Origin of the sequence: Franconibacter sp. IITDAS19 (genome assembly GCF_023079515.1) — a bacterium.
GTDB classification, from domain to species: Bacteria; Pseudomonadota; Gammaproteobacteria; order Enterobacterales; family Enterobacteriaceae; genus Franconibacter; species Franconibacter pulveris.
The window spans coordinates 106,154-126,043 of sequence record NZ_JALJCP010000007.1; the positions used below are offsets into that span (position 1 = coordinate 106,154).

The 19,890-nt window shown below is 57.3% G+C and carries 19 protein-coding genes; 9 read left to right on the forward strand and 10 right to left on the reverse strand.

What is annotated here, in order from left to right:
* Positions 1 to 56 precede the first annotated feature (56 nt).
* Entirely contained in the window at positions 57 to 758 is a 702-nt protein-coding gene (locus MT962_RS16585; RefSeq protein WP_024555087.1) for a DnaA inactivator Hda, read from the forward strand.
* Between the two features lie 29 nt (positions 759 to 787).
* Here the strand turns inward: MT962_RS16585 and arsC are convergent, their stop codons facing one another.
* Entirely contained in the window at positions 788 to 1,141 is a 354-nt protein-coding gene (gene arsC, locus MT962_RS16590) for an arsenate reductase (glutaredoxin) (protein ID WP_024558715.1), read from the reverse strand.
* 11 nt (positions 1,142 to 1,152) lie between these two features.
* Positions 1,153 to 2,616, reverse strand: coding sequence for a beta-barrel assembly-enhancing protease (bepA, locus tag MT962_RS16595; protein WP_024558714.1), 1,464 nt, complete (start codon positions 2,614 to 2,616; stop codon positions 1,153 to 1,155).
* 227 nt (positions 2,617 to 2,843) lie between these two features.
* On the opposite strand from bepA, the gene MT962_RS16600 reads away from it, so the two are divergent.
* Positions 2,844 to 3,908: an AI-2E family transporter gene (locus MT962_RS16600; RefSeq protein WP_024558713.1), complete on the forward strand. Its 1,065-nt coding sequence runs from the start codon at positions 2,844 to 2,846 to the stop codon at positions 3,906 to 3,908.
* A gap of 39 nt (positions 3,909 to 3,947) precedes the next feature.
* Here MT962_RS16600 and bcp read toward each other — a convergent pair whose 3' ends face one another.
* Together bcp and MT962_RS16610 are read right to left on the reverse strand one after the other, a co-directional pair.
* Positions 3,948 to 4,418 carry a thioredoxin-dependent thiol peroxidase gene (gene bcp, locus MT962_RS16605; RefSeq protein WP_024558712.1) on the reverse strand — a complete coding sequence of 157 codons (471 nt, stop codon included), beginning with the start codon at positions 4,416 to 4,418 and terminating at the stop codon, positions 3,948 to 3,950.
* A gap of 2 nt (positions 4,419 to 4,420) precedes the next feature.
* Positions 4,421 to 4,990 (reverse strand): glycine cleavage system transcriptional repressor, encoded by a 570-nt coding sequence (locus tag MT962_RS16610; protein ID WP_024558711.1) that lies wholly within the window; start codon positions 4,988 to 4,990, stop codon positions 4,421 to 4,423.
* Positions 4,991 to 5,136: 146 nt separating this feature from the next.
* Here MT962_RS16610 and dapA point away from each other — a divergent pair, with 146 nt between their 5' ends.
* From dapA to ypfH, 6 genes are all read left to right on the forward strand, one after another.
* Positions 5,137 to 6,015 carry a 4-hydroxy-tetrahydrodipicolinate synthase gene (dapA, locus tag MT962_RS16615; protein ID WP_024558710.1) on the forward strand — a complete coding sequence of 293 codons (879 nt, stop codon included), beginning with the start codon at positions 5,137 to 5,139 and terminating at the stop codon, positions 6,013 to 6,015.
* A 16-nt stretch (positions 6,016 to 6,031) separates the two neighbouring features.
* Entirely contained in the window at positions 6,032 to 7,066 is a 1,035-nt protein-coding gene (bamC, locus tag MT962_RS16620; protein WP_024558709.1) for an outer membrane protein assembly factor BamC, read from the forward strand.
* A gap of 130 nt (positions 7,067 to 7,196) precedes the next feature.
* Positions 7,197 to 7,910 (forward strand): phosphoribosylaminoimidazolesuccinocarboxamide synthase, encoded by a 714-nt coding sequence (gene purC, locus MT962_RS16625; RefSeq protein ID WP_024558708.1) that lies wholly within the window; start codon positions 7,197 to 7,199, stop codon positions 7,908 to 7,910.
* A gap of 134 nt (positions 7,911 to 8,044) precedes the next feature.
* Positions 8,045 to 8,911, forward strand: coding sequence for a neutral zinc metallopeptidase (locus MT962_RS16630; RefSeq protein ID WP_024558707.1), 867 nt, complete (start codon positions 8,045 to 8,047; stop codon positions 8,909 to 8,911).
* A gap of 28 nt (positions 8,912 to 8,939) precedes the next feature.
* Complete coding sequence (locus MT962_RS16635) at positions 8,940 to 10,949, forward strand: GNAT family N-acetyltransferase (protein ID WP_247366080.1); 2,010 nt, start codon at positions 8,940 to 8,942, stop codon at positions 10,947 to 10,949.
* 73 nt (positions 10,950 to 11,022) lie between these two features.
* Positions 11,023 to 11,721, forward strand: a complete 699-nt coding sequence (gene ypfH / locus MT962_RS16640) for an esterase (protein ID WP_024558705.1) — start codon at positions 11,023 to 11,025, stop codon at positions 11,719 to 11,721.
* A 70-nt stretch (positions 11,722 to 11,791) separates the two neighbouring features.
* Here the strand turns inward: ypfH and MT962_RS16645 are convergent, their stop codons facing one another.
* Genes MT962_RS16645 through MT962_RS16655 form a run of 3 tightly spaced genes read right to left on the reverse strand, consistent with a single transcriptional unit; the run spans position 11,792 to position 13,497 of the window.
* Entirely contained in the window at positions 11,792 to 11,980 is a 189-nt protein-coding gene (locus MT962_RS16645) for a YpfN family protein (protein WP_024558704.1), read from the reverse strand.
* A 28-nt stretch (positions 11,981 to 12,008) separates the two neighbouring features.
* On the reverse strand, positions 12,009 to 13,136 hold the full coding sequence (gene dapE / locus MT962_RS16650; RefSeq protein ID WP_024558703.1) for a succinyl-diaminopimelate desuccinylase: 1,128 nt from the start codon (positions 13,134 to 13,136) through the stop codon (positions 12,009 to 12,011).
* A 1-nt stretch (position 13,137) separates the two neighbouring features.
* Positions 13,138 to 13,497, reverse strand: coding sequence for an ArsC family reductase (locus MT962_RS16655; RefSeq protein ID WP_024561443.1), 360 nt, complete (start codon positions 13,495 to 13,497; stop codon positions 13,138 to 13,140).
* 532 nt (positions 13,498 to 14,029) lie between these two features.
* Between MT962_RS16655 and ypfM the strand changes: the two genes are divergently transcribed.
* Positions 14,030 to 14,089: a protein YpfM gene (gene ypfM, locus MT962_RS16660; protein ID WP_100207200.1), complete on the forward strand. Its 60-nt coding sequence runs from the start codon at positions 14,030 to 14,032 to the stop codon at positions 14,087 to 14,089.
* Positions 14,090 to 14,205: 116 nt separating this feature from the next.
* Here the strand turns inward: ypfM and acrD are convergent, their stop codons facing one another.
* The 3 genes from acrD to narQ form a co-directional block, all read right to left on the reverse strand.
* The gene (gene acrD, locus MT962_RS16665) at positions 14,206 to 17,322 is read right to left on the reverse strand and encodes a multidrug efflux RND transporter permease AcrD (protein WP_247366081.1); all 3,117 of its coding nucleotides are present in this window, start codon (positions 17,320 to 17,322) and stop codon (positions 14,206 to 14,208) included.
* Between the two features lie 149 nt (positions 17,323 to 17,471).
* Entirely contained in the window at positions 17,472 to 18,116 is a 645-nt protein-coding gene (gene narP / locus MT962_RS16670; RefSeq protein WP_048888575.1) for a nitrate/nitrite response regulator protein NarP, read from the reverse strand.
* Positions 18,117 to 18,132: 16 nt separating this feature from the next.
* The gene (narQ, locus tag MT962_RS16675; RefSeq protein ID WP_247366082.1) at positions 18,133 to 19,863 is read right to left on the reverse strand and encodes a nitrate/nitrite two-component system sensor histidine kinase NarQ; all 1,731 of its coding nucleotides are present in this window, start codon (positions 19,861 to 19,863) and stop codon (positions 18,133 to 18,135) included.
* Positions 19,864 to 19,890: the final 27 nt, after the last annotated feature.

The window sequence follows — 19,890 nt, forward strand, 5'->3', positions numbered from 1 at the left end:
AAACGATTCTGTGGTAAACTCAGCGCGTTTTTCTGCAAGCCTTTGAAGAGGTCCCTCTGAACACTCCGGCACAGCTCTCTTTGCCGCTCTGGCTGCCCGACGATGAAACCTTCGCAAGTTTCTGGCCGGGTGATAATCCTTCGCTTTTAGCCGCGCTACAGAACGTGCTGCGCCAGGAGCACAGCGGGTATATCTATTTCTGGGCCCGAGAAGGGGCCGGTCGCAGCCACCTGCTGCACGCCGCCTGCGCCGAGCTTTCCCAGCGCGGCGACGCCGTGGGCTACGTTCCGCTCGATAAGCGCACCTGGTTTGTACCGGAAGTGCTGGAAGGAATGGAGCAACTCTCGCTGGTTTGTATCGACAACATCGAATGCATTGCCGGTGACGAGCCCTGGGAGATGGCTATCTTCAATCTCTACAACCGGATCCTGGAGTCGGGCAATACCCGGCTGTTGATCACAGGCGATCGCCCGCCGCGCCAGCTTAACCTGCATCTGCCGGATCTCGCTTCGCGCCTCGACTGGGGGCAAATCTACAAGCTGCAGCCGCTTTCGGATGACGATAAGCTGCAGGCGCTGCAACTGCGCGCGCGTTTACGCGGGTTTGAGCTGCCGGAAGATGTGGGACGCTTTCTGCTTAAACGCCTGGATCGCGAGATGCGCACGCTGTTTATGACGCTTGATCAACTCGACAGAGCGTCTATTACCGCCCAGCGCAAGCTGACCATTCCGTTTGTCAAAGAGATTCTGAATCTGTAGCGGGCAGAGCGCCCGCTACAAGGTGAGGATTACAGGATTTCCAGCACTGACTCCGGCGGGCGGCCAATGCGCGCCTGGCCGTTGTTAACCACAACCGGGCGTTCAATCAGCTTCGGGTTATTTACCATCGCCGCAATCAACGCTTCGTCGTTTGTTTCATCAGCAAGCTTAAGCTCTTTATAGCAATCTTCTTTGGTGCGCATAAGCTCGCGCGGACTCTTCATGCCGAGCATGTGCAATAACCCTTTCAGCGTCTGCGCATCGGGCGGCGTATCCAGATAAAGCACTACCTGCGGCTCAACGCCGCGCGCTTTTAACAGGTTCAGCGTTTCACGGCTTTTAGAGCAGCGCGGGTTGTGATAAATCGTCACGTCCTGAGACATGTTTTCTCCTTTTACATTTTTTCGTAAGGGCGGAAGCGCTGCTGTAGCTGGCGCAACTGGTCGATACGGGCGTCGTAGCGCGCCTGCTGGAGGCTGCCGAGCTTCACCTGCGAGCTGGCGCCGCTGAGCAGGCTGATGGCCTGGTCGAGCTTGCCGAGCAGCGCCATGACTTCGGCGCGCGCCGCCAGCTCCTGGTCGCGGTTGCCGAGCTTCGCCTGCGCCTGCGCCAGCAGATCCCAGCCGTTGGTATCGTCCGGATGCGAGAAAGTATAGCGGTTGAGGATTTTCACCGTTTCGCCAGGCTGGCCGCCTTCCAGATAAGCGTTGGCCAGGTTCAGTTGCAGCACGGGGTTATTTTTTAAATCCGGCGCGGTTTTCAGCCGGTTAATGGCGTCGTTCGCTTTGTTCAGACCGAGATCGATATCGGTGGAAAGGTCGAGATACCAGGCGCTGCCGGGCTGGGCGGCCAGCAGCGGCTGCAGCTGACGGCGCGCCTCGGCGAAATTTTTATCCTGCATCGCCTGCAGCGCGCGGCCATACTGGGCGGCGTGCTGTTCACGCACGTTGCCTTTCGCCAGCGCATCCAGCAGGTCGCTGGTCAACTGGTTGCGCCCCGAATTGTACATGCCGAGCGTACGCACCTTCGCCATATAGAAATCTTCTGACGACTGCGTGACAACCGGGCGCATCTGGTTGGCGCGGTTTCGGGCGTCGGCGAGACGGCTTTCCGGCAATGGGTGAGTCAGCAGAATTTCCGGCGGCCGGGTTGAGTAGCGCGCCTGGTCGAGCAGCTTCTCAAGGAAAGTCGGCATCGCTTGCGGGTCGAAGCCTGAACGCTGCAACACCTGAATGCCAATGCGATCCGCTTCCTGTTCGTTTTGCTGCGTAAAGCTAATCACGCCCTGCTGGGTACCGGCGAGCGTGCCGGTGAGCGCCGCCATCCCCGCCTGCGGGCTCGCCATCGCCAGCAGAATCGAACCCAGCGCGCCGACCCAGGTCAGCGGCGCGCTGCGCTTTTGATCTTCCATCGCCCGCGCCAGGTGGCGCTGGGTAACGTGAGAAATTTCATGCGCCATGACCGAGGCGAGCTGGCTTTCGTTATCGGCATAGCGGAACAGCGCAGAATGCAGCACCACATTGCCGCCAAAGAAGGCGAAGGCGTTGATTTCGTCGTTGTTGATTAAAAAGAAGTGAAAGGGGGTCTTTACCGAGTTGGCATGCGAGACCAGCCGCATCCCCAGGCCGTTGATGTACTGCACCAGCAGCGGGTCGTTGATAAGCGGCGCGCTGCCGCGCAGCTGGCGAACATAATAGTCGCCCATCTGCATCTCCTGACCGATGGAGAGCGTGCTTCCTGCCGAGGTTCCCATATCCGGCAGCTGATCGCCCGAATCCGCATAGGCGGGAAGGGCCTGGCCTGCCAGCATGGCGCCGATGAGTGTCGCAACCAGTGTTGTTTTCAACTGCCTGAACATAACCTCTGTCCTGTTTGTCTGAATTCTCTTTAAGACCGGGCTGGCCTGAATGTGTTCAGCAAAATCCGTGCTTCGGGAGTGTAGCCTGCATCAAGGGTGATGAAAATCATATTCAGCCGACAAACGCTTGTCTTGTGAGCGGGTGAAAAATCGCAGTCTTTTTTGTGACATTTCGATACAATTCGCCCTTCACTTTTCGGCTATTCCTCCGCCGGGGAAGGAGTCTTATGCTTGAGTTGTTAACGCAGTGGTACCGCCGTCGCTTCAGCGACCCGGAAGCCATTGCTCTGCTTGTTATTCTGGTTGCTGGTTTTTGCATCCTCTTCTTTTTGCATGGTCTGCTGGCGCCGCTGCTGGTCGCGATTGTGTTCGCTTACTTACTGGAATGGCCCACCGTGCGGCTTGAGCGCATCGGCTGCTCGCGCCGGCTCGCGGCCACGCTTGTGCTGGTGCTCTTTGTCGGCATCGTGCTGGTGATGGCTTTTGTGGTGATCCCTGTCGCGTGGCAGCAGGGGATTTACCTGATTCGCGACATGCCTGGCATGTTTAACAAACTGGCTGATTTCGCCGCGACGTTGCCCAAGCGTTACCCGGCGCTGACGGATGCCGGCATCATTGACGCCATGGCGGAAAACCTGCGCGCCCGCATGTCTGTGCTGGGCGATTCGGTAGTGAAATATTCGCTCGCCTCGCTGGTGGGGCTGTTGACGCTCGCCATTTATCTGGTGCTGGTGCCGCTGATGGTCTTTTTCCTGCTTAAGGATAAAGAGCAGCTGCTCAATGCGGTGCGTCGCGTGCTGCCGCGTAATCGCGGGCTGGCAGGGCAGGTGTGGGTTGAGATGAACCAGCAGGTCACCAATTACATTCGCGGTAAAGTGCTGGAGATGATTGTCGTTGGCGTCGCCACCTGGATTGGCTTCCTTATCTTCGGCCTCAACTACTCGCTGCTGCTGGCGGTGCTGGTGGGGATCTCGGTGCTTATTCCTTATATCGGCGCGTTCGTGGTGACCATTCCGGTTATCTGCGTGGCGCTCTTCCAGTTTGGGCTCGGCACCGAGTTCTGGAGTTGCTTCGCCGTTTACCTCATTATCCAGGGGCTTGACGGCAACCTGCTGGTGCCGGTGCTTTTCTCCGAGGCGGTCAACCTTCATCCGTTGGTTATTATTCTGTCTGTCGTGATTTTCGGCGGGCTGTGGGGCTTCTGGGGCGTTTTCTTCGCCATCCCGCTGGCGACGCTGATTAAAGCCGTGGTTCACGCCTGGCCGGATGATATGTCGCTGGAAGAGAAATAAAAAAAGCCGACCTCAGGTCGGCTTTTTTATAACATGGGTTCAGGCGTTCGCTTTCAGCCAGTTCATCACCACGTCATGGTGATTGCTGGTTTTGAAATCATCGAACACCTTTTCCACTTCGCCGTTAGCGTTAATCAAAAAGCTGATGCGATGAATGCCGTCATAGGTTTTGCCCATAAAAGACTTTTCACCCCAGACGCCGAACGCTTCGCTGACCTGATGATCTTCATCGGAGAGCAGCGTGAAGTTGAGCAGCTCTTTCTCCGCGAAGCGGGAGAGCTTTTCCGGTTTGTCGGTGCTGACGCCCAAAACTTCAACGCCCGCTTTTTTCAACTCGTCCATGTTGTCGCGCAGTCCGCAAGCCTGCACGGTGCAACCCGGCGTCATGGCTTTCGGATAAAAATAGACCAGTACACGCTGTCCCTGGAAGTCGGCCAAATTTACTTGTTCACCGTCCTGATCGGGCAAGCTAAATTTCGGTGCGATATCACCGGCTTTCAGTGGATTCATCACTACACTCCATCCTGTTCATCTTGCTGTGGGTAATTCACCACGCTAATAGTGCCTTGCGCGTTTAGTTCTGTACATAGGTCGCGAAAGGCTTGTTCGATAATTGTCGCATCCTGTGATGCCGGGCTGTGCGCGGTAATCTGAATATAGAGCTGCGCGGCGTTATCCTCCACTGCCGGCTGCGTGCGCGACACCAGTTCGGCAATATTCATATTATGGGCGTCGAACAGCGCCGTGAAACGTTCAATCAGATGCGGCGAATCCGCCACTTCGACTTGCACCCAGACCGAGGCGGGCATCGGCGCGCGGGCCTGCGCGGCGGTGCGCTTCATCACAATCAGCAGTTCAAGCTCGGCGCCCTTGAGCGGCAGCGTGGATTCAATCAGGGTTATCGCGTTCCAGCTGCCGGAAAGCAGCATGATGAAAGTGAACTCTTCACCCAACATCGCCAGACGGCTGTCTTCAATATTACAGCCGCAGCTGCTGACGTGACGAGTGATGGTATTGACGATACCAGGACGGTCCGCGCCCAGCGCCGTGATGACCAGATAATGCTGTGATGAGGGTTCCAAACGGGTTATTCCTGTGAAGCAGTGAAGTAAACTCTAGGAAAGCATAAAAAAAACCGGCATACAACCGCGTAGCCCGGCATGGCCGCTTGCTTTTATTACGACTCCAAACGTACCATTGTGACACTTGTTTGTGGAGAGGATGGCCAATGTTCACGGGAAGTATTGTCGCGCTTATCACACCGATGGATGACAAAGGTAATGTCTGCCGGTCGAGCCTGAAAAAACTGATTGATTACCATGTCGCCAGCGGAACGTCGGCGATCGTTTCGGTAGGGACTACCGGTGAATCCGCAACGCTGAGTCATGATGAGCATGGCGACGTAGTGATGATGACGCTTGAGCTGGCGGACGGGCGTATTCCTGTTATCGCCGGAACCGGCGCGAACGCCACTTCTGAAGCCATCAGCCTCACCCAGCGTTTCAACGACAGCGGCGTCGTGGGCTGTCTGACCGTCACGCCCTACTACAACCGCCCGACGCAGGAAGGGCTGTTCCAGCACTTTAAAGCTATCGCTGAACATACCGATTTACCGCAAATCCTCTACAATGTACCGTCCCGTACCGGTTGCGATATGCTGCCGGAAACCGTAGGCCGCCTGTCGAAAGTCAAAAATATTGTCGGCATTAAAGAAGCGACAGGGAACTTAACGCGAGTTAACCAGATCAAAGAGCTGGTTGCAGATGAGTTCATTCTGCTGAGCGGCGATGACGCCAGCGCGCTGGATTTCATGCAGCTTGGCGGACATGGCGTCATTTCCGTTACCGCAAACGTGGCGGCGCGCGAAATGGCGGAAGTTTGCAAACTTGCCGCTCAGGGGCAGTTTAAAGAGGCGCATCGCGTTAACCAGCGCCTGATGCCGCTGCACTATAAATTATTTGTCGAACCCAATCCGATCCCGGTGAAATGGGCCTGTAAGGAGTTGGGACTTGTGGCGACCGATACGCTTCGCCTGCCAATGACGCCTATCACCGACGCAGGTCGTGAAGCGGTCAGCCAGGCGCTTAAGCATGCCGGTTTGCTGTAAAGTTTAGGGAGATTTGATGGCTTACTCAGTACAGAAGTCGCACGTGGCGAAAGTGGTTACCGTTTCACTGGTGATGCTGCTTGCCGCCTGTAGTTCCGATTCACGTTACAAGCGTCAGGTCAGCGGCGACGAGTCTTATCTCGATGCCGCGCCGCTGGCGGAACTGCACGCCCCGGCCGGGATGATTTTACCGGTACAGAACGGCGACTATAACATCCCCGTGACCAACGGCAGCGGCCCGGTCGGCAAAGCGCTGGACATTCGTCCGCCCGCTCAGCCGCTGGCGCTGGTAAACGGCGGTCGCACCCAGTTTACGGGCGACACTTCTACGCTGCTGCTTGAAAGCGGCCGCAACGGCTCGCTCTGGCCACAGGTTGTCAGCGTGGTGCAGGCGAACAACTACACCATCACCAAACGTGACGATGCAGGCCAGACGCTGACCACCGACTGGGTACAGTGGAACCGTGCGGATGAAGACGAGCAGTATCGCGGACGCTATCAAATCACCGTACAGCCGCAGGGTTACCAGCAGGCGCTGGTGGTGAAACTGCTGAATCTGGAGCAGAGCGGTAAACCGGTAGGCGACGCGGCTTCCATGCAGCGCTACAGCGCCGAGATGCTGAACGCTATCTCCGCGGGGCTGGATAAGAACTTAACCGCGCGTCAGAACGCCGCTGACAACCGCAACGCGTCGCAAATCGACGTGCAGAGCGGCGCAGACGATGTCGGTCTGCCAGTGCTGGTGGTGCGCGCGCCGTTTAACGTCGTCTGGAATCGCCTGCCGGCCACTCTTGAAAAAGTGGGCATGAAAGTGACGGACTCCACCCGCTCGCAGGGCAGCCTGGCGGTGACGTACAAACCGCTGTCTGACAGCGACTGGCAAGCGCTGGGCGCACGCGACCCGAACCTGCCTGGCGGCGACTACAAGCTGCAGGTCGGCGATCTGGATAACCGCAGCAGCCTGCAATTTATCGACCCGAAAGGGCATACGCTGACGCAGGCGCAAAACGATGCGCTGGTGGCCGTATTCCAGGCCGCATTCAGCAAATAATCGCAGGGCCGGAAGATTCCGGCCCTTTTTTATTCCCTCTACGCAAACGTGTGCGTAGAATTGGGCGCAACCTTTTTTGTGTTAAATCATCAGGCCGCCCGGGCGGTCATCCCTACCTGGAGTAATAAAGATGCAAAAGCAAGCTGAGTTGTATCGTGGCAAAGCGAAAACCGTATACAGCACGGAAAATCCGGATCTGTTGGTGCTCGAATTCCGCAATGATACGTCAGCAGGAGACGGCGCGCGTATTGAACAGTTTGATCGCAAGGGCATGGTGAATAACAAGTTCAACCACTTCATCATGACCAAACTGGCGGATGCGGGCATCCCGACTCAGATGGAGCGCCTGCTCTCTGATACCGAATCGCTGGTGAAAAAGCTGGAGATGGTGCCGGTCGAGTGCGTGATCCGCAACCGCGCCGCCGGTTCGCTGGTCAAGCGTCTCGGTATTGAAGAAGGCATCGAACTCACTCCGCCGCTGTTCGATCTCTTTTTAAAAAACGACGCCATGCATGACCCGATGGTTAACGAGTCTTACTGCGAAACGTTCGGCTGGGTGAGCAAAGAGAACCTGGCGCGCATGAAAGAGCTGACTTACAAAGCGAATGATGTGCTGAAAAAACTGTTCGACGATGCCGGGCTGATTCTGGTCGACTTCAAGCTGGAATTCGGACTTTATAAAGGCGAAGTGGTATTGGGCGATGAGTTCTCCCCCGATGGCGCGCGCCTGTGGGATAAAGAAACGATGGACAAAATGGACAAAGACCGTTTTCGTCAGAGCCTCGGCGGGCTTATCGAAGCTTACGAAGAAGTCGCACGCCGTCTTGGCGTTAAACTAGACTAACCGGGCAATCGTTTCCCTCGCTGCCGGGGCGCAAACCTCTTCGTCCCGGCGCACTGCCTCCGCTTTCTTATGGTAATCCTCCCATTAACCACCTACGATCTCCTTATTACTCGATTGGTAGCAAGGAGAAAGCTATGCGTTGGCAGGGTCGTCGCGAAAGCGACAATGTAGAAGACAGAAGAAACCAGCCTGGCGGTCCGATGATGGGCGGCGGCGGGTTTCGCTTGCCGGGCGGCAAAGGCGGCATTGTTCTGTTGATTATTGTGATGGTGGCGGGCTATTACGGCGTGGATCTGACGTCGCTGCTTACCGGCGGTCAGCCGCTGACGCAGCAAACCCAGACCCGCTCTATCAGCCCGGATGAGGATGAAGCGGCGAAATTCACTTCCGTTATTCTCGCCACAACGGAGGATACCTGGGGCCAGCTGTTCGAGCAGATGGGCCACAGCTATCAGCAGCCTAAGCTTGTAATGTACCGCGGCGCCACGCGTACCGGCTGCGGCACGGGACAGTCCGTCATGGGCCCCTTTTACTGCCCGGCGGACAGCACGGTCTATATCGACCTCTCTTTCTATGACGAAATGAAAACCAAGCTAGGCGCGGATGGCGACTTCGCCCAGGGGTATGTTATTGCGCATGAAGTAGGCCATCACGTACAGAAGCTGCTGGGCATTGAGCCAAAAGTGCGTCAGATGCAGCAGAACGCTTCGCAAACTGAAGTGAACCACCTCTCCGTGCGTATGGAACTGCAGGCGGACTGCTTTGCAGGCGTCTGGGGACATAATATGCAGCAACAGGGGGTGCTGGAAACGGGTGATATCCAGGAAGCGCTGAACGCCGCCCAGGCGATTGGCGACGACCGTCTGCAACAGCAAAGCCAGGGGCGCGTTGTGCCGGACAGCTTTACCCATGGCACTTCCGAACAACGCTACAGCTGGTTCAAACGCGGCTTCGACAGCGGCGATCCGAAGCAGTGCAATACCTTTGGCAAAAGCCTTTAATCTTCGCAGCTAACCGCAAGGACGCTCTATGAAGCCCCTGATCCACGCCGCCGCCGAGATGGCAGAAAGCGGTATTCGTCGTCTTTTAGTTATCAGCGGCGAAAACGCCTGGTGCGAAGAGCAGGCCGTATCGCTTGCCCGCACTCTGCCCGGAGACTGGCTGTGGGTCGGCAACGCCCCCGGCCTGCCGGTCAATTGCGCGCCTTCCGCGGTGCGCACGCTTTTAGGTCAGGAGTTTCTCCATGCGGTGTTTGACGCGCGAAGCGGTCTGGACGCCGAAGCGCTGGCGGTACTGGCAGGCACGCTGAAGGCGGGAAGCTGGCTGGTGTTGCTCACGCCAGACTGGACGGCATGGCCTGAACAGGCGGACAGCGACGCCGCACGCTGGAGCGACAGCCCTCAGCCCATCGCCACGCCGCATTTTATTCACCACCTCCAGAGAAGCATGCAAAGCGATGCGGAGGTCGTGTGCTGGCGTCAGGATCAGCGCTTCGAACTGAAACCTTTTCCCTTACGCCCACGCTGGCAAGCCGCCAGCGGCGCTCCGCAGCAGGAGCAGGAGAGAATACTGACGGAGCTGCTCACCATGGCGCCCGGCGTGGCGGTCGTTACCGCGCCGCGCGGGCGAGGCAAATCGGCGCTGGCGGGCATGCTGCTGGCGCGTCTTGCAGGCTCCGGGCTGGTGACGGCGCCTTCCCGCGCGGCGACCGATGTTATCGCCGCGCATGCCAACGAGGCGTTCGAGTTTGTGGCGCCCGACGCGCTTCTTGCTGCGCTGCCTTCGCTTCATGCCGACTGGCTTATTATTGACGAAGCGGCCGCGCTGCCGGGGCCGGTGCTAAGAAAGCTGATTCACCGTTTTCCCCGCGTTCTGCTCACAACGACCATTCAGGGCTACGAAGGCACCGGACGCGGCTTCTTGCTAAAGTTCTGCGCCTCGGTACCGCAGTTGCGCCAGTATTCGTTAAGCGCCCCGATCCGTTGGGCTATGGGCGATCCGCTTGAGCGCTTTATCGCCGGCGCCCTGTTATTTGACGATGAAGATTTTAGCGATGCGCCGCAGGGGGAAATCCACTGCAGCGTGGTGGAACAAACGGCCTGGGACCAGCAGCCTGAGCGGGCGGCTGGGCTTTATCGCCTGCTTTCGGGCGCGCATTACCGCACCTCGCCGCTGGATTTACGCCGCATGATGGATGCGCCGGGGCAGCGCTTTATCGCCGCTGCGACGGCGGAAAAAACCGTAGGCGCGCTGTGGCTGGTGGAGGAGGGCGGATTAGGCGACGCGCTGAGCCAGGCCGTCTGGGCCGGTTTTCGCCGCCCGCGCGGCAATCTGGTCGCGCAGTCGCTCGCCGCGCACGGCGGCGATCCGCTGGCGGCGACGCTGAAAGGCTGGCGCGTTAGCCGCATTGCGGTGCACCCGGCTCGTCAGCGCGAAGGAGCGGGTCAGGCGCTGGTGGCGTTTGCGCGTCGACATCTGCCCGCCTGCGACTATCTCTCCGTCAGTTTTGGTTATACGCCGGAGCTGTGGCGTTTCTGGCAAGCGTGCGGCTTTACGCTGGTGCGTTTCGGCAGTCACCGGGAAGCCAGCAGCGGTTGTTACACGGCGATGGCGTTATTCCCGCTCACCCCTGAAGGTGAATCGCTCACCCGTCTTGCGCACCAGCGGTTACAACGTGATGCCGGGTGGCTGCAACCCTGGGTGGAGGAAGCGCTGCCTGTCAGCGGTAAAGCGTCTACCCTTAATGAGAGTGACTGGCGGGAGCTGGCGGGTTTTGCCTGGGCCCATCGTCCGCTGGAAACGTCTGTTGGTAGCCTGCACCGTTTGCTGCTCGCCAGTTCTTTGCCGTTGCTGGCGTTGCGGGGACGGCTGGAAAAGCGCCTGGCGCTAAACGTATTGTGTCGGCAGCTGCGGCTTTCCGGGCGCAAAGCGCTATTGGCGGTTCAGCGTCGGGAAGCGGCAATGGCGCTCGCTTCTCTCGATGCGGCGCGCGCGCAGGCGCTAAAAGAGTGGGTTTTGCAACTGCAATTTTTCCACTAACTCATTCAGTTAAATGGCATGGTCATTATCTCTGGCAGGCGTAGACTGCCTTCTGTTAACTAAGGAGACCGCCATGAAACCCGAACATTACATTGTGCAAAGTCCTGTCGCTCCGGCAAAACAGCTGCTGTTGCTGTTTCATGGCGTGGGCGATAACCCGGTCTCTATGGGTGAGATTGGCAGCTACTTCGCGCCGCTTTTCCCTGAAGCGCTGGTCGTCAGCATTGGCGGTCCTTGCGCAAGCGGCCCTGCGCCGGGACGGGAGTGGTTTTCGGTTCAGGATGTTACTGAAGAAAACCGCCAGCAGCGGGTTGATGCCGTGATGCCGACTTTTCTGAGCGTGGTGCGTTACTGGCAAGAGCATAGCGGCGTTGACCCCAGCGCCACGGCACTGATTGGCTTTTCACAGGGTGCCATCATGGCGCTGGAAGGCATCAAGGCGCAGCCGGGACTGGCCGCCAGAGTTATCGCCTTCAATGGCCGCTTTGCCGAGCTTCCCGAGGAGGCCACCACCGCCACTACCGTGCACCTTATTCACGGCGAAGAGGACCCGGTGATTGACCCCCGCCACGCTCAGGCCGCCGAAGAGGCGCTGATTCGCGCGGGCGGCGATGTAACGCTGGACATCGTCGAAGACCTGGGACACGCCATCGATAACCGCAGCATGCAGCTGGCGCTCGATCACCTGCGTTATACGGTGCCGAAGCACTACTTCGACGAAGCGCTGAGCGGCGGCAAACCGAAAGATGACGACATTATCGAAATGCTCTGAAATCGGAGCGCGGCAGTAATAAAAAAGGCAAGCCATCAGGCTTGCCTTTTTACGTTATCGGGCTTGCGAGTTATTTCTTTTTCGGCCAGTCGTCGTCATCGTCCCACTTGTCGTTGAAGTCGCGATGCGGCGGGAGTTCCGGGCGGTTATCCATAAATTTTTTATGGTCCACCCGCTTTAAATCTTTAATGACGTTCAGCAGGACGCCGAGCAGAAAAACCAGCACCAGCACCCACCAGTATTTAGAAAGCCATTCCATGCGCCTGTCCTCTTTGCCGAAGCGCTTGTCAGGCGACAAGCTGCTCCATCACGCGTTGATACATACGAGCCAGTAGTTGCAGATCCGACGCCTTCACGCATTCGTTGATTTTATGAATGGTGGCGTTGACCGGACCAAGTTCGACGACCTGTGCGCCCATGCGGGCGATAAAGCGTCCGTCGGAGGTGCCGCCTGTGGTCAGCAACTGCGGTTTGATTTCATTATAGTGGTGAACGGCGTTTACTACCGCATCCACCAGCTTGCCGCGGTCTGTTAAGAACGGCTGCCCGGAGAGCCACCAGTCGAGGGTATAGCGCAGCTGGTATTTGTCCAGCAGCGCCTGTACGCGTTGCTGAATAATTTCCGCCGTCACCTGGGTGCTGAAGCGGAAGTTAAACTGCACAAACAGGTCGCCCGGGATAACGTTGTTGCTGCCGGTACCGGCCTGAATATTGGCGATTTGCATGCTGGTGGGCGGGAAGTAGGCGTTGCCCTGATCCCATTCGATAGCAACCAGCTCGTTCAGCATTGGAGCGGCGCGGTGCACCGGGTTATCCGCCAGATGAGGATAGGCGACATGCCCCTGCACGCCATGCACGGTCAGGTTGCAGGTAAGCGACCCGCGACGGCCGTTTTTTACTACGTCGCCAACCACTTCGCTGCTGGAAGGTTCGCCAACGAGGCAGTAATCCAGCCGTTCATTGCGCGCCATCAGCGTTTCCACCACCTTGACGGTGCCGTTAACCGCGCTCGCTTCTTCGTCAGAGGTGATTAAAAAAGCCAGCCGACCGCGGTGATGTGGGTACTGCGCGACAAAACGCTCCGCCGCCACCACCATTGCCGCAAGCGAGCCTTTCATATCGGCCGCGCCGCGACCAAACAGCATGCCGTCGCGAATGGTGGGTTCAAAAGGCGGATTGATCCAGCGATCAACATCGCCTGCCGGCACGACGTCAGTATGCCCGGCGAACGCCAGCGTCTCGCCTTTGCCGCGCCACGCCCAGAAATTCTGCGTGTCGCCGAAGTCCATGCGCTCTACCGTAAAACCGATGGCGCGCAGACGTTCGATAAGCAACGCCTGGCAGCCTGCGTCATCAGGACTCAGGGAGGGACGACGAATAAGCTGCTGCGTCAGCTCAATTACCGGGCAAGACATATTACTGGACCTCATTGAAATACTGCTGATAAGTGGATTCGCTGAAACCCAGCAGCATAGGCTTACCGGGCGTGCAGAGCAATGGTCGTTTGATAATTGCCGGCATCTCCAGCATCAGTTCGACGGCGGAATTCGCATCGGTAATCGCTGCGCGACGGGATTCATCGAGCTTGCGCCACGTTGTACCGCGCGTGTTCAGCAACGCTTCCCAGCCCAGTTCAGCGATAAATTTATGCAGCAGTTCTGCATCTATTCCATCGACGCGGTAATCATGAAAACGATAGTCAGGCTGGTGCATCTCCAGCCAGCGGCGCGCTTTTTTGATGGTGTCACAGTTTTTTATGCCGTACATAATCGTCATGCATGAATCCTTTTGTCTTTATGAGCGTTACTTAAACAAATAATTAGAACAAAGTGTAAAATAAACCATAGCAGGCTAAATATAACGTAATTCGGGCGAGGCCGTGTAACAAATATAACCAGCTTGATACAAATTGAATAAAAGTTCGCCTTGTCAGTATTTCATCCCCTCACCAGACTTATTCAATATGCCTTAAATTAAATTTAATAATTAATCAGTTTGCTAATTAATTTTTTACAGGAAATAAGCAACATCAATATCAAACAGTTGGGCAGCAAGCGCCTTCAGAATGCGATCCAGTTTTCATTTTTCTGACAGGTTTGCAGCGCAACCCCAGAGCAGGCAAAGGCTGCAACGTATCGGGTAAATGTTTCTGAATATTGCTAAGCGTCACATTATGCCACAGCCATATTAGGCATATTAGGTTCATAACGGCGGATCATCAGGAGGAGTAATCAAAGCGATTGATTAAATTCTCTTCACACGCAGCGGCAAGTTTTGTAATATAGCAACAATAATAAGAGAGGTTGTTATGATTGAACATGAACTGGGGAACTGGAAAGATTTTATTGAAGCAATGCTTCGTAAATAATATCCAGTGAATGCACAAAGCACGTAAAATTAAAGAAAAACAGTGGTGAGTAACTCTCCCGCGATAAAACCGACAAAAAAGGCGACCTTACAGGTCGCCTTTTTATTGCTCGTTGCTCAGGCGTTGTGCGGCGGTCGTAGTGGAAAGCGGCGACGCACCAGCACAAAGAATAGTGGCACAAAGAAGATAGCCAGAACGGTGGCGGATATCATCCCGCCCATCACGCCCGTACCTACCGCATGCTGGCTTGCCGAGCCTGCGCCGCTGCTGGTGGCCATCGGCAACACGCCGAAGATGAAAGCGAGCGACGTCATTAAAATGGGTCGCAGACGCTGACGGCACGCCTCAAGCGTGGCGCTGAGCAGATCCTGCCCTTTGCTGTTCATCTCATTGGCAAATTCCACAATCAGGATGGCGTTTTTGGCGGAAAGCCCGATTACCGTCAGCAGACCGACCTGGAAATAGACATCGTTTTCAAGCCCTCGCATCCAGGTGGCGAGCAGGGCACCGATCACCCCAAGCGGCACGACCAGCATCACGGAAAAAGGCACCGACCAGCTCTCATACAGCGCTGCGAGACACAAAAATACCACCAGCAGTGAAATAGCATACAGGGCGGGCGCCTGCGCGCCGGAGAGGCGTTCCTGATAAGACATGGCGGTCCACTCCAGGCCAAAGCCGCCTGGCAGTTGGCGCACAAGGTTTTCCATAATCGTCATGGCCGTACCGGTGCTAACACCAGGCGCCGCTTCACCGACAATTTCCAGCGCCGAATAGCCATTGTAACGCTCAAGGCGCGGCGAACCCGTTTCCCAGCGCGAGGTCGCGAAGGCCGAGAAGGGCACCATGCCGCCTTCGCTGTTGCGTACGTACCACTGATTAATATCGGACGGCAGCATGCGGAATTTGGCGGCCGACTGCACATAGACCTTTTTTACGCGGCCGCGATCCATAAAGTCATTCACATAGCTTGAGCCCCAGGCGGTTTGCAGCGTGTCGTTAATATCGTCGATGGCGACGCCAAGCGCCTGCGCCTTGCGCTGGTCGATATCAATCTGCAACTGCGGGCTGTCGTCGAGGCCGTTGTGGCGCACGCGGGTCAGCTGCGGGTTTTTCCCGGCCATGTCGAGCAGCCGATCGCGGGCCTGCATCAGCGCGTCGTGACCCGCCCCGGCATGATCCTGCAGCTCCATATCAAAGCCCGCTGAACTGCCAAGGCCGCTAATGGCTGGCGGACTGTTCGCGAACACGCGCGCTTCGTTAATGCTGCGAAACGCTTTCGTCGCGCGCTCGATAATGGCATCGGCGCTGCCGGTATCCGGGTCGCGCGCGTCCCAGTCTTTCAGGCGGATAAACATGCGCGCCACGTTCTGCCCGTTGCCGCCAGGGCCGGAACCCACGGTGGCGAAGACCGAGGTCACGTTCTCTTTCTCCTGGGTAAAAAAGTAGTGTTCGACTTTTTGCACCACTTTCAGCGTCTGCTGCTGGGTGGAGCCGCTCGGCAACTGTACGGAGGTGATAAACATGCCGCGGTCTTCCTGCGGCAGGAACGAGGTGGGCAGGCGTAAAAAGAGCACCACCATGCCAACCAGCAGCAACCCGTAAATCACTACCCAGCGAAAGCTGCGATGAAGGATTTTCGCCACGCCTTTTTCGTAGCGGTCGGCGTTGCGGTTGAAGAGGCGGTTGAACCAGCCGAAAAAGCCGCGCTGGCCGTGATGTTCGCCCTTATGCAGCGGTTTAAGAATCGTGGCGCAAAGGGCAGGGGTGAGGATCATCGCCACCAGCACCGAAAGCACCATCGCCGAGACGATGGTAATAGAGAACTGACGATAGATAGCGCCGGTGGTGCCGCCGAAGAAAGCCATGGGGATAAATACCGCCGAAAGCACCATGGCGATGCCGACCAGCGCCCCCTGAATCTGGCCCATCGATTTTCGCGTCGCTTCGCGCGGCGATAACCCCTCTTCGCTCATGATGCGCTCGACATTTTCTACCACCACGATGGCGTCGTCCACCAGCAGACCTATCGCCAGCACCATGGCGAACATGGTGAGAGTGTTAATGCTGTAGCCGAATGAATAAAGCACCGCGAACGTGCCCATCAGGACCACCGGCACGGCGATTGTGGGAATCAGCGTGGCGCGAAAATTTTGTAAAAAGAGGTACATCACCAGAAACACCAGCAGGATCGCTTCCAGCAGCGTTTTCACCACGTCGATAATAGACGCCTTAACGAACGAGGTGGTCTCATAGGCGACTTTGTATTCCAGCCCGTGCGGAAAATAGTTCGACAGCTCGTTCAGCCGGTCAAGCACCCGCTCCGCCGTCGCCATTTCGTTGGCGCCCGACGCGAGCTTCACCCCCAGTCCTGACGCAGGGTTACCGTTATAGCGGCTAAGGTAGTCATATTTCTCCGCGCCCATTTCCACCGTCGCCACCTGGCCCAGCGTCACCGTTGAACCATCCTGATTCACGCGCAGCGTAATATCGCGAAACTGCTCCGGCGTTTGCAGCAGCGACTGGGCGTTAATAGTGGCGTTAAGCGCCTGATTATCTACCGATGGCGTGCCGCCAAGCTGCCCGACGGCTATCTGGCTGTTCTGCGACTCTATCGCGCTTACCACGTCCTGCGTGGTGAGCTGAAAACTGGTGAGCTTGTTCGGGTCGAGCCAGATGCGCATTGAGTATTGCGATCCATAAGCGTCGATATCGCCGACGCCGTTTATGCGGCTTAGCGGGTCCTGAATGTTGCTCGCCACATAGTCAGCGATATCCTGCTTATCCATACTGCCGTCGGTAGAGACGAAAGCGATGGTGAGGATGTTGGTGTCGCCTGTTTTACGCACCGTCACCCCCTGATTTTGCACCGCCTGCGGCAGTTTACGGAGCGCGGATTGCAGCTGGTTTTGCACCTGCTGCACTGCTTCATCCGGATCGGTGCCTGCAAGAAAACTCAGCGTCACGGTAACCTGCCCCGTACTGCTGCTCTGCGATGACATATACATCAGGTTATCGAGGCCCGTCATGTTCTGCTCGATAACCTGGGTGACGGTGTTTTCCAGCGTCTGGGCGGACGCGCCGGGATAGTTAGCGGTAATGCGAACATTAGGCGGCGCCAGCTCCGGATACTGCTCGACCGGTAAAGACATAATCGACAGCGTGCCTGTAAGACAAAGCAGAATTGCCAGAACCCAGGCAAAAATGGGGCGATCGATAAAAAAATTCGCCATCAGAATCAGTACCTCTTAATACTTCGTATCGTTATTATTGGTAGCCGCAATCACTGTAGCGTTAAGCGACGGGTCAAACGTGGAGAAATTGAGGAGAAAGTGTAAATTATCATGCGGTTTTTGCAGGCTGCTGTCAGCCTGCAAGAGGCTCACTGCGTACGGGTGTTGAGAAACAAAACGGTAGCCGCCACGCGCGAGCGCACGTTAAGTTTACGCAGCAGGTTGCGGATATGCACTTTTACCGTTTCTTCAGAGATATGCAGCGTGGCGGCAATTTGTTTATTCGACAGCCCGCGCGCCACTTCCTGCAGCACATCAAGCTCACGCTCGGTTAACAGGACAAAGGGGCTGTCGCTTTTGCTTTTATCGTTACGTTCAGCAAGGTAGCGGCGCACTTGCTCGCTGAACGCGTCGCCATGCGCTGCGCCGTGGCGAATGGCGCTAAGCAGCGCTTCCGGGTCGCTGTCTTTCAGCAGATAACCGTCCGCCCCGGCGTCTATCAGCGCATAAATATCGCTGCGGGCATCGGAAACGGTGAGCACGATAATCCGGGCGCTTACGCCGTCGCGCCGCAGGCCGTTCAGCGTATCCAGCCCGCTTAGCCCCTTCATATTCAAATCCAGCAGGATGACATCAGGCGACAGGCGGCTTGCGAGACTGATGGCCTCTACGCCGCTGCTCGCTTCGCCCGCCACGCTGAAATAACTGTCGGTTTCCAGCAGTTGCCGGATGCCGCGGCGCATCAGCGGATGATCGTCGACAATCAGCACCTGACAGGTGGGTTTTTCTGACATTGCGTGCTCCCGGGTATTAATCGTTATCGTCATTGTTGTTATCCGGCCTCCCTGCCGTTTGTTCGCCGCTAAGCGTGGTAAAACTCACGCTCACCAGCGTGCCGCCATTGCGCTGGCGGCTAATGGTCAGCGCGCCGCCTAACCTTTCGGCGCGCTCTCGCATGATAGTGAGCCCATAGTGGCCTTCAGGCTCATTCACGCTTTCGATGCCGCAGCCGTCGTCGTGAATATATACCGCATGATGCCCCTCCGGTGCGCTGACGCAGCTCACTGAAATCTCCTGTGCGTCTGCATGTTTTATCGCGTTCAGCACCGCTTCGCGGATTATCTGCAACAGATGCACCTGCTGCTGCGCATCCAGCGCCAGCAACGACAGGCGGCAGTCGAGTCGGATAGTCGCTGCCGTTTGCGCGCGCAGCGGTTCAATCATCTCTTCCAGCGCGGCGGGAAAGTCCGCCTGCTGGAGCGTCAGGCGAAAGGTGGCCAGCAGTTCGCGCAGTTGCTGGTAAGCATCATTCAACGCGCGGGTAAAATCGCCGATGATACCCTGTGCCGCGCGGTTCTCTTCCGGCACGGCCCGTCGCAGCAGGGTAAGCTGAATGCGCAGATAAGAGAGTACCTGCGCCAGCGAATCGTGCAGTTCGCGCGCAATGGTGGCGCGCTCCTCCATCAGCAGCAGTTGCTGGGTGTGCTTTTGCGCCTGGTTAAAATAAAGCCCGCGGCCCAGCATGTTCGCGACGCTCTGCATCAGTTGCGGCGAGGGTTTTTCAGCCGTTTCGCCCTGCCAGCGCAGCTCGCCGAATCGGGTCTCCTGCATCGTGATAGGCAGCGTCTGCCAGGGCGCGTCCGCCTGCGCTTCGCCCTCCTGCAAACGCCACGTCGCGCCGACCGCCATCTCTACGCTGCTTACCGGCTCGTGCTCGCGGACAAGCTGGAGGATATGGCGAAAACAGCGGCGGTCGATGGTGCCGACGTTCAGCGCCTGCGAGCAGTGAAACAGCACCTCCAGCATGCGATTCGCCTCCTGCAGGCTGAGGGTTTTCTCCGCCACGCTCTCTTCAAGCGAACGGTAAAGCTTCTCCAGCTCGCCTGACATGCGCGTGAAGGTGCGGCCCAGCAGGCCGAGTTCGTTAGTCAGGCGGGTTTCCAGCGGCGGGTGATCGAATCGCCCCTGTTCAATGCGGCGGCTGGCTTCCACCAGCGCGCTAAGCGGCGCCACCACCTGCTGGTTAATGCGCCGCAGGGTGAAAAAGACCAGCAGCAAAATAGCGCCGAAGCCCAACAGGCAGATGGCGACCACCAGCAGCATTTTTCGCTCGGCGTAGTGTTGCAAAGCCAGAACGAAGCTGTCGATTTGCGCTACGTAGCTTGCGATATTCTGCCGGTACCAGACGATGTCGCCGCGCGCCAGGCAGGCATCCATTTGCCGCCAGCGATCGTGGAGCAGGGCATAGCTTTCCTGCACCTGCATCGGCACCCAACGGTGGTGAAGCTGCTGAAAAACGGGGGAGTCAAGCGTCCGGCCATATTGCTGACGGTGCAAGGCCAGTTGCGGGTCGTTCGCCTGTAAGTCATACCCCAGTCGGTAGCTTTGCATACGTAAGGAACCCGCAATGTTGACCGCCTCGGCGTCGCGCAGGCTGCTGGCGAGCGTAAGCAGCGCTACGCCGGTGGAAAGCAGCGAAAGCAGAACGATACAGAAAAAAGCGCGTGCCAGGCTTTTCGAGACCGGACGTTTAACAATCACCGGGGAGTTCCTCATCTTTACTGTGGA

Bases quoted from the DNA above. Each gene is read 5' to 3' on its own strand.
- MT962_RS16655 (WP_024561443.1), bottom strand. From the start codon at position 13,497: ATGACGATTATGTACGGCATAAAAAACTGTGACACCATCAAAAAAGCG.
- bcp (WP_024558712.1), bottom strand. From the start codon at position 4,418: ATGAATCCACTGAAAGCCGGTGATATCGCACCGAAATTTAGCTTGCCC.
- dapE (WP_024558703.1), bottom strand. From the start codon at position 13,136: ATGTCTTGCCCGGTAATTGAGCTGACGCAGCAGCTTATTCGTCGTCCC.
- narP (WP_048888575.1), bottom strand. From the start codon at position 18,116: ATGTCAGAAAAACCCACCTGTCAGGTGCTGATTGTCGACGATCATCCG.
- acrD (WP_247366081.1), bottom strand. From the start codon at position 17,322: ATGGCGAATTTTTTTATCGATCGCCCCATTTTTGCCTGGGTTCTGGCA.
- bamC (WP_024558709.1), top strand. From the start codon at position 6,032: ATGGCTTACTCAGTACAGAAGTCGCACGTGGCGAAAGTGGTTACCGTT.
- MT962_RS16635 (WP_247366080.1), top strand. From the start codon at position 8,940: ATGAAGCCCCTGATCCACGCCGCCGCCGAGATGGCAGAAAGCGGTATT.
- MT962_RS16645 (WP_024558704.1), bottom strand. From the start codon at position 11,980: ATGGAATGGCTTTCTAAATACTGGTGGGTGCTGGTGCTGGTTTTTCTG.
- ypfH (WP_024558705.1), top strand. From the start codon at position 11,023: ATGAAACCCGAACATTACATTGTGCAAAGTCCTGTCGCTCCGGCAAAA.
- bepA (WP_024558714.1), bottom strand. From the start codon at position 2,616: ATGTTCAGGCAGTTGAAAACAACACTGGTTGCGACACTCATCGGCGCC.
- purC (WP_024558708.1), top strand. From the start codon at position 7,197: ATGCAAAAGCAAGCTGAGTTGTATCGTGGCAAAGCGAAAACCGTATAC.
- MT962_RS16630 (WP_024558707.1), top strand. From the start codon at position 8,045: ATGCGTTGGCAGGGTCGTCGCGAAAGCGACAATGTAGAAGACAGAAGA.
- dapA (WP_024558710.1), top strand. From the start codon at position 5,137: ATGTTCACGGGAAGTATTGTCGCGCTTATCACACCGATGGATGACAAA.
- MT962_RS16600 (WP_024558713.1), top strand. From the start codon at position 2,844: ATGCTTGAGTTGTTAACGCAGTGGTACCGCCGTCGCTTCAGCGACCCG.
- arsC (WP_024558715.1), bottom strand. From the start codon at position 1,141: ATGTCTCAGGACGTGACGATTTATCACAACCCGCGCTGCTCTAAAAGC.